We start from the raw sequence: 14,905 nt of genomic DNA on the forward strand, positions 1-14,905 counted from the left end.
GGCGCGCACACGCGCCGCGCCGCGACCCGGCGATGAGCGGCATGCTCGACACCTACCGTGAAGTGATCACGCCCGAAGGCGTGCCGCTGCACCTGCCGGCCGCCGGCGCGGTGCCGCGCGCGCTGGCCTGGCTGATCGACCTGGCGGTGCGGTTCGGCGTGCTGACCCTGATGGGCATGCTGCTCGGCGCGCTCGGCGGCTTCGGCCAGGGCCTGTACCTGGTGGCGATGTTCCTGGTGTTCTGGGCCTACCCGATCGTGCTCGAAGGCTGGCTGGGGCAGACCCTGGGCAAGAAGGCGCTCGGCCTGCGCGTGGTCTCGCGCGACGGCGCGCCGGCCGGATGGATGGCGGCGATCACCCGCAACCTGCTGCGCACCGTGGACATGCTGCCGTTCGGCTACGCCATCGGCCTGATCGCCTGCCTGTTCGACGTGCATGCGCGGCGCCTGGGCGACATGGTCGCCGGCACCCTGGTGATCCACCAGCCGCCGCGCCACGAAGCGGCCTTGCCGCCGATCGCCAGCGCGGTCGCGCCGCCGCGCAGCCTGCTGCCGGCCGAGCAGGCGGCGTTGATCGCCTTCGCCGAACGCGCGCCGCGGCTGGCGCCGGCGCGGCAGCTGGAACTGGCGACGCTGGCGCTGCCGCTGACCGAGACCCCCGGCCAGGCCGGCGTGCTGCGCCTGTACGCGATGGCCAACTGGTTGCTGGGGCGGCGATGAGGCAGGAGCAGTTCATCGCCCGCCACCAGCACGAGTGGGAGGCCTTCGAGACCTGGCTGCAGACGCATGGGCGCAAGCGCGCCGCGGATGCGCCCGACCACGCCGCGGACGCGGCGCGGCTCGCCGACGAGGACGTGCCGGCGCGCTACCGTCGGCTGTGCCAGCAGCTGGCGCTGGCCCGCAAGCGCGGCTACAGCCCGCTGGTCACCGCGCGCCTGCAGCAGCTGATGCAGCAGGGCCACACCGAACTGTACCGGCCGCCGCGGCCGCGCTGGCGGCGCGCGGCCGAGTTCCTGTTCGCCGATTTCCCGCAGCTGGTGCGCAGCCAGGCCGGCTACATGGCCGCGGCCACCGCGCTGTTCGTGGTGCCGCTGGTCACCATCTTCGTGCTGCTGCAGTACCGGCCGGAACTGATCCACGGGCTGATGGATCCGATGCAGGTCGCGCAGATGGAGCGGATGTACGACCCGGCCGCGGCCGCGCACAAGCTCGGCCGTGACAGCGGCGACGACTGGCAGATGTTCGGCCACTACATCATGAACAACATCAGCATCGGCCTGCGCACCTTCGCCAGCGGCCTGCTGGCCGGGCTGGGCACGGTACTGGTGCTGCTGTTCAACGGCATCACCATCGGCGCGGTGGCCGGGCACCTGCACCAGATCGGCTATGGGGTCACGTTCTGGCGCTTCGTCGCCGGGCATGCGCCGTTCGAGCTGACCGCGATCGTGATCGCCGGCGGCGCCGGCCTGCAGTTGGGCCTGAAACTGCTGGCGCCGGGCCGGCGCCGGCGCATCGACGCGCTGGTCGAAGGTGGCGTGATCGGCGCCAGGCTATGCCTGGGCGTGGCGTTCATGCTGCTGGTCGCCGCCTTCATCGAAGCGTTCTGGTCCTCGATCGGGTCGTTGCCGGCGGCGGTGAAATACAGCGTATCCGGCGCATTGTGGACGCTGGTGCTGGTGTGGCTGTGGCGCGGCGGACGCGGCATCGCGGAGGCCGGCGATGCGGATTGAGCGCCTGGACGTGGTGCTGCGCGCGCGCTCGGCCTGGGAGGCGATGGAGCTGGGCAGCGCGCTGGTGCGCCGCCATGCCGGCGCGATCTGGAAGCCGTGGCTGCTGTTCACCCTGCCGTTGTTCGCGCTGCTCAATCTCGGCGCCTGGGCGATCGACCAGATCTGGCTGGCCGGGCTGCTGCTGTGGTGGCTGAAACCGGTGCTGGACCGGATCCCGCTGTTCGTGATCTCGCGCGGCGTGTTCGGCGACGTGCCGCGCGTGCGCGACACGCTGCGCGCGCAATGGCGTTGGGGCTGGGGTCCGATGTTCGGCTACCTGACCTGGCGCCGGCTGAGTCCGGCGCGCACCGTGTTCCTGCCGCTGGAACTGCTCGAAGGAGCCAGTCCCGAACAGCAGCGGCAGCGGCGCCGCACCCTGGGCGGCGCGGTCTACGGGCATGCGCTGCTGCTGGCCAGCGTGTGCTGGCATTTCGAACTGATGCTGTGCCTGGCCTGCATCGCCGCGATCCTGATGTTCGTGCCGGTGGACCTGCTGCCGGAAACGCTGCGCGCGGCCTGGGCGCTGATCGGCGAAGAGAACCCGGCCTGGGCCGACATCGGCCTGAACCTGTTCGGCTGGCTGGCGATGACGCTGATCGAGCCGTTCTTCGTCGGCGCCGGCTTCGGCCTGTACCTCAACCGCCGCACCGAGCTGGAGGCCTGGGACGTGGAGATGGCGCTGCGCCGGCTGCGCGAGCGGCTCAGCGGCGCCGCGCCGCTGCTCCTGCTGGCCGTGGTCCTGCTCGCTGCGCCGGGTGCCGCGCTGCGCGCGCAAACCGCAGCGCCGGGCAGCGACGCTCCGGTCGCGGCCGACCCGCATGCGCCGTCCTCCGACCCTGCGACGGAAGCCCCGCACGACGCCGCCGACGCCGCGGACGACGGCACCGCGATGGGCGATCCGGCCAAGACCCAGGACGATAGCGATGACGAAGACGAAGACGCCGCCGAGCCGGTGGCGCTCGACGACATCTTCGACACCGTCCCCGCCGCCGACGCGCGCTTCGATCGCGCCGCCGACCGCGCCTACGAGGATGCGCTGCTGTCCGGCAAGCGCAGCATCGGTTACTGGAAGAAGCGCGACCGCGACGAGGAACAGAAGGAAAAGAAGCCCGACGCCAAGGCCAACCCCGGCGCGATCGCGGCCTTGGCCGCCAGCGTGGGCCGGGTGTTCGCGTTCATCGGCGAATGGGGCATGTGGCTGCTGGCCGGCGTCCTGGTGCTGGTGCTGCTGCTGACCGTCAAGCACTGGCTGCCGTGGATGCGCGGCGGCGTGCGCCGGCGTGCGCCGGCCGAGGCGCCGGTAGCGCATGCGCCGGTGCTGGCGCCGGAGCCGCTGCCCGACGACGTGCCGACCCGCGCGCGCCGCCTGTGGCGCGAAGGCCAGCAACGCAACGCGCTGGCGCTGCTGTACCGGGCCAGCGTGCAGACCGTGTGCGAACGCGCCAACCTGGTGTTGCCGCCGGGCGCCACCGAGGCGCAGTGCCTGCGCGCATCCAGGCGCCTGCCCGAGGAAGCGGACCGCGGCCTGTTCGCGCGCATGGTCCGCACCTGGCAGTACGCCGCCTACGCCGGCCGCCTGCCCGACGATGCCGCCTTCGACGCGCTGCTCGACGAACTGCAGCAGCAATACCGGTGGCGCGCATGAACAGCGGCACGCGCAATGCGCTGATCTTCCTGCTCGGCCTGATCGTGGTCGGGGTGCTCAGCGCCTGGTTCCTGGGCCGCTACGAACGCGCCGAGCGCCAGCTCGTGCTGCCGCCGCGCGGCGAGGCCGCGTACAACCCGCTGTACGCGTTGCGCCAGACCTTGCGCGCCGACGGCGTGCGCGCCGAGTCGCGGCAGCGCCTGGACCTGGCGGCGATGCAACTGCAGCCGCACGACAGCGTGCTGCTGCTCGGCGACCCGCGCACCTTGAGCAAGGCCGACAGCGATGCGCTGCTGGCCTGGGTCGAGCGCGGCGGGCACCTGATCCTGCGCACGCCGTCGGCCGATGACGAAGCGAGCAAGCCGCCGATCCTCGACGCGCTGGGCGTCGAGCTCGAAGAGGGCGAGCCGGGCGGCTGCCTGCATCTGGCCATCCCCGGCCAGCCGCAGCACGACGAGTTCTGCAACGGCCGGCGCTTCCAGATCGATGAGGATGCGGCGATCAACTGGTGGGGCGGCAGCGAGGACTATGCCTACGCGCGCCTGCCGCACGGCGACGGCAGCGTCGACGTGCTGGCGGAAATGGATTTCCTGCAGAACGGCAGCAATGGCGACAACCGCCTGGACGACGACGCAGCGGACGCGGCGCCGACCCCGCCGCGCGGCGGCCTGCGCGACGTGCCGCATCGCCTGCTGGCCCGGCAGATCCTGGCGCCGAACTATGGCCTGGGCACCGTGCACCTGGTCTACGCGGCGGAACTGCCGTCGCTGTGGGCCACCTTGTTCACCCGCGGCTGGCCGGCCTGGCTGCCGGCGCTGCTGATGCTGCTGGCCTGGCTGTGGTCGCGCACGCAACGCTTCGGCCCGCTGCGGGCAGCGCCCGCCGGCGACCGCCGCTCGCTGCTGGAACACGTCCGCGCCAGCGGCGAGCACCTGTTCCGCTACGGCAAGGCATCGCTGCTGTACGCGGCGATGCGCCAGGCGTTCCTGGCGCGGCTGCGCCGGCGCGCGCCGCTCGCCGCCGCGCTGGAGGGCCCGGCCCAGGCCGCCGCCATCGCCGAGCGCCTGCAGCTGTCGCCGGCCCAGGTCGAACAGGCGTTGCAGCCGCCCGCGCCCAAACAACACGCCGCCTTCCGCGATCGCATTCGCCTCCTCGTCCAGATGAGAAACCAGTTATGACCACCGCCCCCGCCGAATCCGTCGCCCCCCTCACCGGCCCCGCCCTGATCGAACGCGTCGAGGCGATCCGCGACGCGGTCGGCCAGGCCTTCATCGGCCAGCCGGAGGTGCTCGAGCAGATCCTGATCGCGCTGCTGGCCGGCGGCCACGTGCTGATCGAAGGCGTGCCCGGGCTGGGCAAGACCCTGCTGGTGCGCGCGCTGGCGCAGGCGCTGGAACTGAACTACGCGCGCGTGCAGTTCACCCCCGACCTGATGCCCAGCGACGTCAGCGGCCATGCCGTGTACGACCCCAAGACCGAGAGCTTCAAGATCCGCCGCGGCCCGGTGTTCACTCACCTGCTGCTCGCCGACGAGATCAACCGCGCCCCGGCCAAGACCCAGTCGGCGCTGCTGGAAGTGATGCAGGAAGGCCAGGTCACCATCGAGGGCAAGGCCTTCCCGCTGGCGCCGCCGTTCCTGGCCCTGGCCACGCAGAACCCGGTCGAGCAGGAAGGCACCTATCCGCTGCCGGAAGCGCAGCTGGACCGCTTCCTGCTGAAGATCCTGATCGACTATCCGCAACTGGAGGACGAGAAGCGGATGGTGGAAGCGGTCACCACCGGGCGCAGCGCCGGCGACTTCGACCTGTCGCAGGTGCCGCGCGTGCTCAGCGCCGACGACGTGGTGGCGATGCAGCTGGGCACCGCGGCGATCGCGGTGGACCCGCAGGTGATCGACTACGCGGTGCGCATCGTTGCCGCCACCCGCAGCTGGCCGGGCATCGCGCTCGGCGCCGGCCCGCGCGGCAGCATCGCCCTGATCCGCGCCGCGCGCGCACAGGCGGTGCTGTCCGGCCGCGACTTCGTCACCCCCGACGACATCCGCGACATCGCCAAGCCGGCGCTGCGCCACCGCATCGCCCTGGCCCCGGAACTGCAGATCGAAGGCCAGAGCGCCGACGACGCGCTGGGCGCGTTGCTGGCGAAGGTGGAGGCGCCGCGGAAATGAGGCTGCTTGGGAAGCGGGACCGGGGACCGGGGACCGGGGACCCGGACAAGCGCGGCATCGGCGCTGCGGATACCTGGATCCTGGCTTGCAGCCACCGCAGCCCGACCCCGCGTCCGCCCCATGACCACCGGGTCCCCGGTCCCCGGTCCCTGGTCCCGACGTCCCCATGAGACCCGCCCCGCCCCTGCTGGTCCTGCTCGGCCTGTGGGCGCTGTGCGGCCTGGCCGCGGCGCTGCAGTTCCTGCCGCTGTGGCCGTGGCAGGCGCTGGGCGCGGCGATCGGCGTGATCGCGGCGATCGATGCGTGGCGGCTGTGGCGCCGGCCGACCCCGCAGCTGCGCCGCACGCTGCCCGAGGCCTTGCCGCTGGGCGTGGAGCGCAAGGCCGGGCTGCGCATCGACAGCGCGCAGCGGCAGACGCTGGACGTGTTCGACCTGGTGCCCGGCGGCTGGTGGATGCAGGGCATGCCGCGGCGGGTGCGCGTGCCCGCCGCCAGCGAAACCCACCTCACCTACCGGCTGCGCCCCACCGCGCGCGGCCGCTTCGAGTTCCCCGGCACGCACCTGCGCCTGCACTCGGCCTGGCGCCTGTGGCGGCAGCGGCGCGTCGCCGGCGCGGTGCAGACGGTGCGCGTGTACCCGAACTTCGCGCCGCTGACCCGTTTCGCCCTGTTCAGCGCCGAACAGGCGTCGCGGCTGGTCGGCGCGCACCTGAAACGGCGCCGCGGCGAAGGCACCGACTTCCACCAGATGCGCGAATACCGCGTCGGCGACAGCCTGCGCCAGATCGACTGGAAGGCCACCTCGCGCGCGCGCAAGCTGATCTCGCGCGAATACCAGGACGAGAAGAACCAGCAGCTGCTGATGCTGATCGACACCGGGCGGCGGATGATGGCCAGCGAAAGCGGCCTGTCGCATTTCGACCACGTGCTCAACGCCGCGCTGGTGGTGTCGTACCTGGCGCTGCGCCAGGGCGATGCGGTGGGGCTGATGGCCAGCGGCGGCGACGCGCGCTGGGTCGCGCCGCAGCGCGGCATGGGCACCGTCGATGCGCTGCTGCGCGCCAGCTACGACCTGCAGCCGCAGGCGGTGGCCACCGACTACCTGGCCGCGGCCACCGAACTGTCGCTGCGCCAGCGCCGGCGTTCGCTGGTGATGCTGGTCAGCAACGTGCGCGACGAGGACATCGAAGACCTGCTCGCCGCGGTGCGGCTGCTGCAGCGCCGCCACCTGGTGTGCGTGGCCAGCCTGCGCGAGCGCGAGCTGGACCAGGCGCTGGCGCAGGAGGTCGGCGACCTGCAGCAGGCGGTGCAGGCCGGCGCGGTGGCGCGCTACCTGCAGCAACGCGGCGACGCCCACGAGGCGCTGCGCAGCCACGGCGTGATGGTGCTCGACGTCACCGGCGAGGAACTGCCGGGCGCGCTGGTGGAGCGCTATCTCGCGGTCAAGCGCGACGGATTGCTGTAGTCCCGCGCTCGCCGCGCGGACGATCCCGTAGACAAGTCTGCGCGGCGCCGCAACAGCGCTGCGCTGCCGGCTGAGGCGTTTATGACCGGATGAAACAGGCGCTCGGCCATGCCGCGCTTCGCGCTGCGTGGTCCGCGCGTTGATGCACTGCGCATTTATATTTCACGCGTCGCCATTTTCTTGGCAGTTGTGGCAGAAACTTTACAGCCGCCGTCATAAAAGCGTTCGCGGATAGTCATTTATCGCTCCTAAGGTCCTCGCCGCATTGCAGCGGTCTTCATAAGCGGCAGCACGCCGCGCGCCGAAGTCAGGGGATATTTTCAGATGGAGTTGCGAATCTTCGCAGCGCTCGGCTTGGCCGTGTGCGGCGCGCCGTGCGCCTTCGCCGCGGACGTGCCGGCGGCGCGTTTCGACGTGATGGCCTACCAGGTCGTCGGCAATACCGAACTGAGCGCGGCGGACATCGAGCGCGTGGTGTATCCGTTCCTCGGCCCGCAGCGCAGCGAGGCCGACGTGGAGGCGGCGCGCGCCGCGTTGCAGACGCTGTACGCCAACAAGGGGCTGGCCACGGTCGCGGTGAGCGTGCCCGAACAGGATGCGGGCAACGGCCTGGTCACCCTGCAGGTGAGCGAGCAGCGCATCGGCCGGCTGCGCGTGAACGGCGCCAGCTATTTTTCTCCGGATGCGGTCGAGCGTGGCGCGCCGTCGTTGAAGGAAGGCACGGTGCCCAACTTCAAGGACGTGCAACGCGACATCGTCGCGCTGAACCAGTTGCCCGATCGGCGGGTGACGCCGGACATCAAGCCCGGCGTCGGGCCGAACACGGTGGACGTCGATCTGAAGGTGGACGACAACCTGCCCCTGCATGGCTCGGTGGAACTGAACAATCGCAGCAGCGCCAACACCAGCGACCTGCGCCTGAACGCCACGCTGCGCTACGACAACCTGTGGCAGCGCGGCCACAGCGTCAGCCTCTCGGCGCAGACGGCGCCGGAGCGCACCTCCGACGCCAAGGTGCTGTCGCTGTCCTACCTGGCGCGCCTCACCGATTCGCCGTGGTCGCTGCTCGCCTATGCGGTGCGCAGCGACAGCGACATCGCGGTGATCAGCGATTTCAACGTGATCGGCAACGGCACCCTGGCCGGCCTGCGCGCGATCCGGGCACTGCCGGCGCAAGCCGGGTTCTTCCACTCGCTGAGCCTGGGCATCGACTACAAGGACTTCAAGGAAGAGTCCAATTTCGGCGCGAGCGTGGACTCCTCGCCGATCAAGTACTACCCGCTCAATCTCGCCTACAACGCCGACTGGGCGGGCGAGCGCACGCACAGCAGTTTCGGCGCCACCTTGACCGCCAATCCCGGCGGTCTCGGCGCCGGTGCCGACCGCTGCGGCAACGACCATTGCAATCCTTCCGCGCCGGGCAGCTTCGACTACAAGCGCTACAACGCGCGCCCGAACTTCTTCCACGTGCGCCTGGAAGGCTCGCATACGCGCACGTTGGGCAAGGACGTCCAGCTGTTCGGCCGCGCGCAGACGCAGCTGGCCGCCGAACCGTTGATCAGCAACGAGGAAATGAGCATCGGCGGCATGGACACGGTGCGCGGCTATAAGGAAAGCGAAGCGCTGGGCGACTACGGCGTGACCGCACAGCTGGAACTGCGCAGCCCCTCGTTCGCCAGCTGGTTTGGTGCCGCCGCGCAGGAGGCGCGCGCGCGCGCCTTCGTCGACGGCGGATACGTGCGCATCCACAAGCCGCTGCCCGAGCAGACCCCGAGCGAGACGCTGGTGAGCGTCGGCATCGGCGCGACCGCGCAATTCTTCGATCACTTCAACGGCTCGGTCGATCTCGCCGCGCCGCTGTCGCGGCCTGGCGGCGACAACGCGCCGAAACAGGACGATCTGAACGTGCTGTTCCGGGTGTGGGGCGAGTTCTGAATCCGGCTTCTCTGCCAAGGAAATTTAGTTATGAAGACCTCCGCAATTTCCCGCTCGATCGTCGGCAACGCGCGCTACGGCGCCACGCTCGGCAGCCGGTTCGGTGTCGTCATGGGCAGGCCGCACGCGGGCACCGCCATCGACGTCAAGCACCACGGTCCGGGACGCGCGCCGATCGGGACGCAGTACGCCGGCGTGGCCGGATCCACCGGTTCCAACTAATCCACCACTCATGACGGATGCAGCGATGCATTCGGGTCGACGCTCGGAGAACGAAAGATGGCGGTATATGGATTGCGCTTCATGCTGGCGGCCGCGTTGCTGCTGTCGGCGCTCCCGGCTTCGGCCGCGACCTGGTGGGACGGCAAGTGGAACTACCGGGCCAAGCTGACCCTGGACACCACCTCCACCGGCGCGGCGCTGAGCCAGCCGTCCGGGCGCGCGCAGGTGCTGGTGCGCCTGCATTCGGGCAACTTCAACTTCGCCGACGCCAAGGCCGACGGCAGCGACGTGCGCTTCGTCGCCGGCGACGACCGCACGCCGCTGAAGTACCACTTCGAGAAGTACGACGGGCTGGTCGACCAGGTGGCGCTGGCCTGGGTCGACCTGCCCGAGTTGCCGGCCAACGCCAGCACGCCGCTGTACGTCTACTTCGGCAATCCCGAGGCCAGCGGCGGCGGCGATGCGAAGGGCAGCTACGACGCCGATACGGTCGCGGTCTACCACTTCGCCAACGCGCAGGCGGCCGCCGCCGACAGCACCGCCTACGCCAACAACGCCGCGCCGCCGCTGGACCTGGCCGACGCCGCGCTGATCGGCGCCGGCCTGCGCCTGGACGGACGCGCGCCGGTGACGGTGCCGGCCTCGGCATCGCTGAACTGGCCGGCGGCGCAGCCGACCACCGTGTCGCTGTGGGCCAAGCCGGCCAGCGCCAACGCCTCCGGCGTGCTGCTGACGCTGCCCGGCGCGCTGACCCTGCGCCTGCAGGAAGGCCGCGTGCTGGCCGAGTTCGGCGCGGCGGCGCCGGCCGCGCAGATCGCCGCCACCACCGCGCTGCCGGCCGACGCCTGGGCGCATGTGGCGCTGCGCAGCGACGGCAAGACCGCCACCCTGTTCGTCAACGGCCAGCCCGCCGGCGAGACCGCGGTGGCGTTGCCGGCCAGCAACGGCGGCCTGCTGCTCGGCGGCGAGCCGGGCGCGGCGCGGCCGAACTTCATCGGCCTGCTGGACGAAGTCGAAGTGGCCAAGAACGCGCGCCCGGTCGGCGCGATCGAAGCGGCGGCGCGCAGCCAGGGCGTGGATGCGCGGTTGGCGCGCTTCGATCCGGTCGAACAGCAGTCGGGCGATGGCGGCCACAACTACTTCGGCATCCTGATCGCCGCGCTGACCCCGGATGCATGGGCGGTAATCGGGATCCTGGCGGTGATGGCGCTGATCAGCTGGTGGGTGATGGTGCGCAAGGGCCTGTACCTCAACGCCACTGCCGGTGCCAATGCGCGCTTCCTCCACGCCTACCGCCAGCAGGTGGCCGCGCATCCGCTGCACGCGCCGCACTGGCAGCAGCTCGGCACGTCGGCCGGCGTGCGTTCCAACCTGGCGCGGCTGCTGCAGGTCGGCCAGCAGGAACTGCGCGAGCGTCTGCAGGCCAGCGGGACCAACGTGGTGCGCACGCAATCGATCGCGGCGATCCGCTCGGCGCTGGATGCGGCCGCGGTGCGCGAAGGCCAGCGCATCCACAAGGGCATGGTGCTGCTGACCATCGCCATCTCCGGCGGCCCGTTCCTGGGCCTGCTCGGCACCGTGGTCGGGGTCATGATCACCTTCGCCGCGGTGGCCGCCGCCGGCGACGTCAACATCAACGCGATCGCCCCCGGCATCGCCGCCGCGCTGCTGGCCACGGTGGCCGGCCTGGCCGTCGCGATCCCGGCGCTGTTCGGCTACAACTACCTGCTCAGCCAGGCCGAAGCGGTCTCGGCGGACATGCAGGTGTTCGTCGACGAACTGGAAAAACGCATCGCCGAAGACTATGCCGGCGACGCGCCGGCGCGCGCGGGAGGCTGAGCCGATGAAGGTCCAAGGCAAGAAGCCCTACGACGACATCAACATCACGCCGATGCTGGACCTGGCGTACGTGCTGCTGGTGATCTTCATCATCATGACCACCGCCGCGGTGCAGGGCATCAAGGTGGAACTGCCCAAGGCCAGCGCGGCCAAGCCGTTGTCCGAGCCCAAGACCAAGGTCATCGCGATCGACAACAACGGCCAGGTCAGCCTGGACGCGGTGCCGGTGAGCATGAGCGAACTGGAACAGCAGCTGCGCAACGCGCTGGCCAGCGACGCCGAGTTGCCGGTGATGCTGCGCGGCGATCGCACCGTGCAGTACGAGAAGGTGATGGCGGTGCTGGACCTGTGCAGCCGGCTCGGCATCGCCTCGATCGGCCTGGCCACACAACGCCAGGCGGCCGGCTGAGTGGACGCGATGGATCCCCTGCAATACGCCGAACCGCCGCGACGCTGGCTGAAAGCCGGCGCCGCGGTGCTGGCGCTGCTGGTGCTCGGCTGGCTGGCCACGCTGCTGCTGCGCCCGCAGCAGGCGACGCCGGCGCGCGCGCAGCCGCCGCGCATCACCCAGGTGATGCTGCCGCCGCCACCGCCTCCGCCGCCGCCCAAGCCCGATCCGCAGCCGCCCAAGCCGCAGGAACAGCCGCAGCCGATGCAGGCGGCCGAGCCGACCCCGCAACCGAAGCCGGACGCCGAAGCGACGCCGCCGGGCGATCCGCTGACCGCGCCGGCCGGCCCCGGCGACAACGCCTTCGGCCTGCAGGCCGGCGATGGCGGCGGCACCCGCATCGGCGGCAAGGGCGGTGGCGGCAGCCCGTTCGGCGGCTATGCGGCCAGCGTGCAGCGCGCGGTGCAGCAGCTGTTGCAGCGCGACGAGCGCACCCGCAAGGGCCGCTACAGCGCGACCGTGGCGCTGTGGCTGAACCCGGACGGCAGCATCGGCCGCCTGCAGATCCTGAGCTCGGCCGGCAAGCCGGAACTGGACGCGGCGATCGTGCGCGCGCTGCAGGACCAACCGCTGCCGCAACCGCCGCCCGCCTCCCTTCCCCAACCCATCCAGTTGCGCATCGGCGCCCTGGCGCCGGGCTGACGCCGCGTTTCGTACCAAGGACCCCAGCATGACCACTCCGTTTCCTCTCCACCGTCCGTCCCGGTTGCGCCTGGCCCTGCTGGCGCTGCTGCTGGCGCCGGGCGCGGCCATGGCCCAGTCCGCCGCGACCGCGATCGATCCGGCGCAGATCAACCCGCAGGTGACGCTGCGGCTGATCGACCTGCTGGTCGCCAAGGGCGTGATGACCCGCGCCCAGGCCGACGACCTGATCCGCGAAGCCTCCGCCACGGCCGCTGCTGCGCCGGCCCCGGCGGCGGCCGGCGCGGCGCCGTACCAGACCCAGCCCGGCGCGGTGGTGGTGCAGTACGTGCCCGAACCGGTGCGCCAGCAGATCAAGGACGAACTGCGCGCCGAAGTCACCGCGCAGGCCAAGTCCGAAGGCTGGGCCACGCCCGGCGCGCTGCCGGAATGGACCCAGCGCGTGCGCGTGTACGGCGATCTGCGCGTGCGCGGCGAAGGCGTGTTCAACGCCGACGACAACTACGCGTTCTTCCCCGACTTCGGCGACATCAACGCCGGCTCCGGCTTCGACGTGGTCGGCGCCAACAACGCGCCGTTCGTCAACACCACGCGCAACCGCAGCCGCATGCGCGTGCGTGCGCGGCTCGGGGTGAGCGCGCAGATCGCCGACTGGGTGCAGGCCGACTTGCGCCTAGCCACCGGCAGCGACCGCAGCCCGGTGTCCACCAACCAGACCCTGGGCGGCGGCGGCAACCTGTCCAAGTACTCGCTGTGGCTGGACCGCGCCGCGCTGCAGCTGACCCCGATCGACGCGTTGACCCTGACCTTCGGCCGCTTCGCCAATCCGTTCTGGAGCAGCGAACTGGTGTTCGACAACGACCTGAACTTCGACGGCGTGGCCGCGCGCTACGACTTGGCCGCCGACGACGACGATGCCGACTTCGCGCCGTGGATCAGCGCCGGCCTGTTCCCGGTCTACAACACCGAGTTCGATTTCGGCTCCACCAGCACCAGCAAGACCCGCAGCCGCGACAAGTGGATGTACGGCGCGCAGCTGGGCGCGCGCTGGCGCTTCGCCGACGACATGGCGCTGCGCGTGGGCCTGGGCTACTTCCAGTACGACCAGTTCGAGGGCAAGCGCTCGTCGCCGTGCCTGGCGCCGACCTCGGCCGACAGCTGCGACACCGATGGTTCGCGGCCGCAGTTCCAGCAGTTCGGCAATACCTTGTTCGCGCTGCGCGACATCGTCGCCGATCCGGCCAATCCCAATGGCCCGCAGCTGCAGTACTACGGCTACGCCAGCAAGTTCGGCGTCGCCGACCTGCACGCGCAGCTGCAGCTGGACCAGTTCGCGCCGGTGACACTGCTGCTCGAGGCCGACGTGGTCAAGAACACCCGCTACAACGCCACACGCGTGCGCTCGCTGGGCCCGGTCAACAACCTCGGCGACCAGGGCGTGTTCGACGGCGGCGACATGGGCTACTACCTCAATTTCACCGTCGGCCAGCCCAAGCCGGTGCAGCCGGGCGACTGGAACGTCAGCGTCGGCTACAAGTACCTGGAATCGGATGCGGTGCCGGACGGCTTCACCGATTCGGATTTCCATCTCGGCGGCACCAATGCGCGCGGCTTCATCGTCGGCGGCAACTACGCGCTGGCGCGCAACACCTGGGTCGGCCTGCGCTGGCTCAGCGCCAACGAGATCTCCGGCGCGCCGTTCGCGGTGGACCTGCTGCAGCTCGACCTCGGCACGGAGTTCTGAGCATGCGCCGCCTTCCCTCCCGCCTGGCCTGCGGCATGCTCGCCGCGACGCTGCTCGCCATCGCCCCGCTGCACGCGCAGGACAGCACCGAGACGCGGCTGCGCGAAGCGCTGCGCGACACCGGCGCGCGGCTGCGACAGGCCGAGGCCGCGCTGGTCCAGCAGCAGCTGGCGACCGCCGCCGCCGAACGCGAGCGCGACGCGCTGCGTGCCGCGCCAGCGCCGCGTGCCGCAACTGCCGACCCCGGCCGCGAGGCCGCGTTGCAGCGGCAGCTGCTGCAGGCGCAGCGCGAACGCGATGCCGCGCTCGCGCAGCGACGCGAACAGCAGCAGGCGCAGGTCAACGCCGCGCAGGCCGCAACCCAGCAGGCGCAGGCACGGGCGACGCTGGACGCGGAACTGCAGCGCCAGCGCGCGCGGATGGCGCAATGCGCCACCGGCAGCGACGCGTTGTACGCCACCGCGCGCGAACTGGCCGCGCTGTACCGCGATCCGGCCTTCGTGCGCTTCGTGCGCAGCCACGGCCGCGAGCTGTTCGGCATGGCCAGGGTGACGCGCGAGAACCGCGTGCGTGCGCTGGAAGACCGCCTGGCCGAGCAGCACGCGCAGACCCAGGCCTGCTCCACCACCGCGGCTGTGGCCACCACGCCGCAGGACGCTGCGCAATGAGCCGCGCCAGCGTCGCGCTGGCGTGGCTGGCGCTGGCCGCGCCGACCGTCGGCACTGACACCGCGCTCGCCACGCCGCCGGCGATCGCGCCGTGCGTGCAGGTGCGGGTCGGCGAGGACGTCGCCGGCCACCTGGACTGCCTCAACCAGGCGTTGCGCGAAGCCGCCGCCAACGCCCGCCCGAGCGCCCCGCCGCTGGCCGCCGCCGCGACCGCGCTGGATCCGCTGCAACGCGGGCAGCCCACGCCGGCCGCGCTGCGCCAGCGCTACGGCAACGCCTACGGGCGTTCGCTGACCCCGCAGCGGCCGCAGCCGCACTACCTCCCCACTCCGTTCGCTCCGGCGCGCTGACGCGCCGCTACC

At 71.4% G+C, this 14,905-nt stretch carries 14 protein-coding genes; all 14 read left to right on the forward strand.

Annotation, left to right across the window (positions count from 1 at the left end):
• The first annotated feature begins 32 nt into the window (after window positions 1-32).
• The 14 genes from NUG20_RS19790 (at window position 33) to NUG20_RS19855 (ending at window position 14,893) form a co-directional block, all read left to right on the forward strand.
• Window positions 33-719: an RDD family protein gene (locus NUG20_RS19790; RefSeq protein WP_263396087.1), complete on the forward strand. Its 687-nt coding sequence runs from the start codon at window positions 33-35 to the stop codon at window positions 717-719.
• Window positions 716-1,729, forward strand: coding sequence for a stage II sporulation protein M (locus NUG20_RS19795; RefSeq protein ID WP_263396088.1), 1,014 nt, complete (start codon window positions 716-718; stop codon window positions 1,727-1,729). The genes NUG20_RS19790 and NUG20_RS19795 overlap by 4 nt, the downstream gene beginning before the upstream one ends.
• Window positions 1,719-3,413, forward strand: a complete 1,695-nt coding sequence (locus tag NUG20_RS19800; RefSeq protein WP_263396089.1) for a DUF4129 domain-containing protein — start codon at window positions 1,719-1,721, stop codon at window positions 3,411-3,413. The genes NUG20_RS19795 and NUG20_RS19800 overlap by 11 nt, the downstream gene beginning before the upstream one ends.
• Entirely contained in the window at window positions 3,410-4,591 is a 1,182-nt protein-coding gene (locus NUG20_RS19805; protein ID WP_263396090.1) for a DUF4350 domain-containing protein, read from the forward strand. The genes NUG20_RS19800 and NUG20_RS19805 overlap by 4 nt, the downstream gene beginning before the upstream one ends.
• Window positions 4,588-5,580, forward strand: coding sequence for an AAA family ATPase (locus NUG20_RS19810; protein ID WP_263396091.1), 993 nt, complete (start codon window positions 4,588-4,590; stop codon window positions 5,578-5,580). Before NUG20_RS19805 ends, NUG20_RS19810 begins: the two co-directional genes overlap by 4 nt.
• Before the next feature lie 166 nt (window positions 5,581-5,746).
• Window positions 5,747-7,045 (forward strand): DUF58 domain-containing protein, encoded by a 1,299-nt coding sequence (locus tag NUG20_RS19815; RefSeq protein WP_263396092.1) that lies wholly within the window; start codon window positions 5,747-5,749, stop codon window positions 7,043-7,045.
• A 324-nt stretch (window positions 7,046-7,369) separates the two neighbouring features.
• Window positions 7,370-8,980 (forward strand): ShlB/FhaC/HecB family hemolysin secretion/activation protein, encoded by a 1,611-nt coding sequence (locus NUG20_RS19820; RefSeq protein ID WP_263396093.1) that lies wholly within the window; start codon window positions 7,370-7,372, stop codon window positions 8,978-8,980.
• Between the two features lie 30 nt (window positions 8,981-9,010).
• Window positions 9,011-9,202 (forward strand): hypothetical protein, encoded by a 192-nt coding sequence (locus NUG20_RS19825; protein ID WP_263396094.1) that lies wholly within the window; start codon window positions 9,011-9,013, stop codon window positions 9,200-9,202.
• Window positions 9,203-9,259: 57 nt separating this feature from the next.
• Window positions 9,260-11,041, forward strand: coding sequence for a DUF2341 domain-containing protein (locus tag NUG20_RS19830; protein ID WP_263396095.1), 1,782 nt, complete (start codon window positions 9,260-9,262; stop codon window positions 11,039-11,041).
• Window positions 11,042-11,045: 4 nt separating this feature from the next.
• Entirely contained in the window at window positions 11,046-11,450 is a 405-nt protein-coding gene (locus NUG20_RS19835) for an ExbD/TolR family protein (RefSeq protein WP_206232898.1), read from the forward strand.
• A 9-nt stretch (window positions 11,451-11,459) separates the two neighbouring features.
• Complete coding sequence (locus tag NUG20_RS19840; RefSeq protein WP_263396096.1) at window positions 11,460-12,131, forward strand: TonB family protein; 672 nt, start codon at window positions 11,460-11,462, stop codon at window positions 12,129-12,131.
• Window positions 12,132-12,159: 28 nt separating this feature from the next.
• Window positions 12,160-13,875 (forward strand): putative porin, encoded by a 1,716-nt coding sequence (locus NUG20_RS19845; RefSeq protein ID WP_263396097.1) that lies wholly within the window; start codon window positions 12,160-12,162, stop codon window positions 13,873-13,875.
• 2 nt (window positions 13,876-13,877) lie between these two features.
• Entirely contained in the window at window positions 13,878-14,543 is a 666-nt protein-coding gene (locus NUG20_RS19850; protein WP_263396098.1) for a hypothetical protein, read from the forward strand.
• On the forward strand, window positions 14,540-14,893 hold the full coding sequence (locus NUG20_RS19855; RefSeq protein ID WP_263396099.1) for a hypothetical protein: 354 nt from the start codon (window positions 14,540-14,542) through the stop codon (window positions 14,891-14,893). Before NUG20_RS19850 ends, NUG20_RS19855 begins: the two co-directional genes overlap by 4 nt.
• Window positions 14,894-14,905 lie beyond the last annotated feature (12 nt).

It is taken from the genome of Xanthomonas sp. CFBP 8443 (assembly GCF_025666195.1).
In the GTDB taxonomy this organism is placed as follows: Bacteria; Pseudomonadota; Gammaproteobacteria; order Xanthomonadales; family Xanthomonadaceae; genus Xanthomonas_A.

What these genes read in the sequence shown, in the direction of transcription:
- NUG20_RS19815 (WP_263396092.1), top strand. Translation starts at nt 5,747, where the DNA reads ATGAGACCCGCCCCGCCCCTGCTGGTCCTGCTCGGCCTGTGGGCGCTG.
- NUG20_RS19835 (WP_206232898.1), top strand. Translation starts at nt 11,046, where the DNA reads ATGAAGGTCCAAGGCAAGAAGCCCTACGACGACATCAACATCACGCCG.
- NUG20_RS19830 (WP_263396095.1), top strand. Translation starts at nt 9,260, where the DNA reads ATGGCGGTATATGGATTGCGCTTCATGCTGGCGGCCGCGTTGCTGCTG.
- NUG20_RS19840 (WP_263396096.1), top strand. Translation starts at nt 11,460, where the DNA reads ATGGATCCCCTGCAATACGCCGAACCGCCGCGACGCTGGCTGAAAGCC.
- NUG20_RS19820 (WP_263396093.1), top strand. Translation starts at nt 7,370, where the DNA reads ATGGAGTTGCGAATCTTCGCAGCGCTCGGCTTGGCCGTGTGCGGCGCG.
- NUG20_RS19790 (WP_263396087.1), top strand. Translation starts at nt 33, where the DNA reads ATGAGCGGCATGCTCGACACCTACCGTGAAGTGATCACGCCCGAAGGC.
- NUG20_RS19825 (WP_263396094.1), top strand. Translation starts at nt 9,011, where the DNA reads ATGAAGACCTCCGCAATTTCCCGCTCGATCGTCGGCAACGCGCGCTAC.
- NUG20_RS19855 (WP_263396099.1), top strand. Translation starts at nt 14,540, where the DNA reads ATGAGCCGCGCCAGCGTCGCGCTGGCGTGGCTGGCGCTGGCCGCGCCG.
- NUG20_RS19850 (WP_263396098.1), top strand. Translation starts at nt 13,878, where the DNA reads ATGCGCCGCCTTCCCTCCCGCCTGGCCTGCGGCATGCTCGCCGCGACG.
- NUG20_RS19805 (WP_263396090.1), top strand. Translation starts at nt 3,410, where the DNA reads ATGAACAGCGGCACGCGCAATGCGCTGATCTTCCTGCTCGGCCTGATC.
- NUG20_RS19810 (WP_263396091.1), top strand. Translation starts at nt 4,588, where the DNA reads ATGACCACCGCCCCCGCCGAATCCGTCGCCCCCCTCACCGGCCCCGCC.
- NUG20_RS19800 (WP_263396089.1), top strand. Translation starts at nt 1,719, where the DNA reads ATGCGGATTGAGCGCCTGGACGTGGTGCTGCGCGCGCGCTCGGCCTGG.
- NUG20_RS19845 (WP_263396097.1), top strand. Translation starts at nt 12,160, where the DNA reads ATGACCACTCCGTTTCCTCTCCACCGTCCGTCCCGGTTGCGCCTGGCC.
- NUG20_RS19795 (WP_263396088.1), top strand. Translation starts at nt 716, where the DNA reads ATGAGGCAGGAGCAGTTCATCGCCCGCCACCAGCACGAGTGGGAGGCC.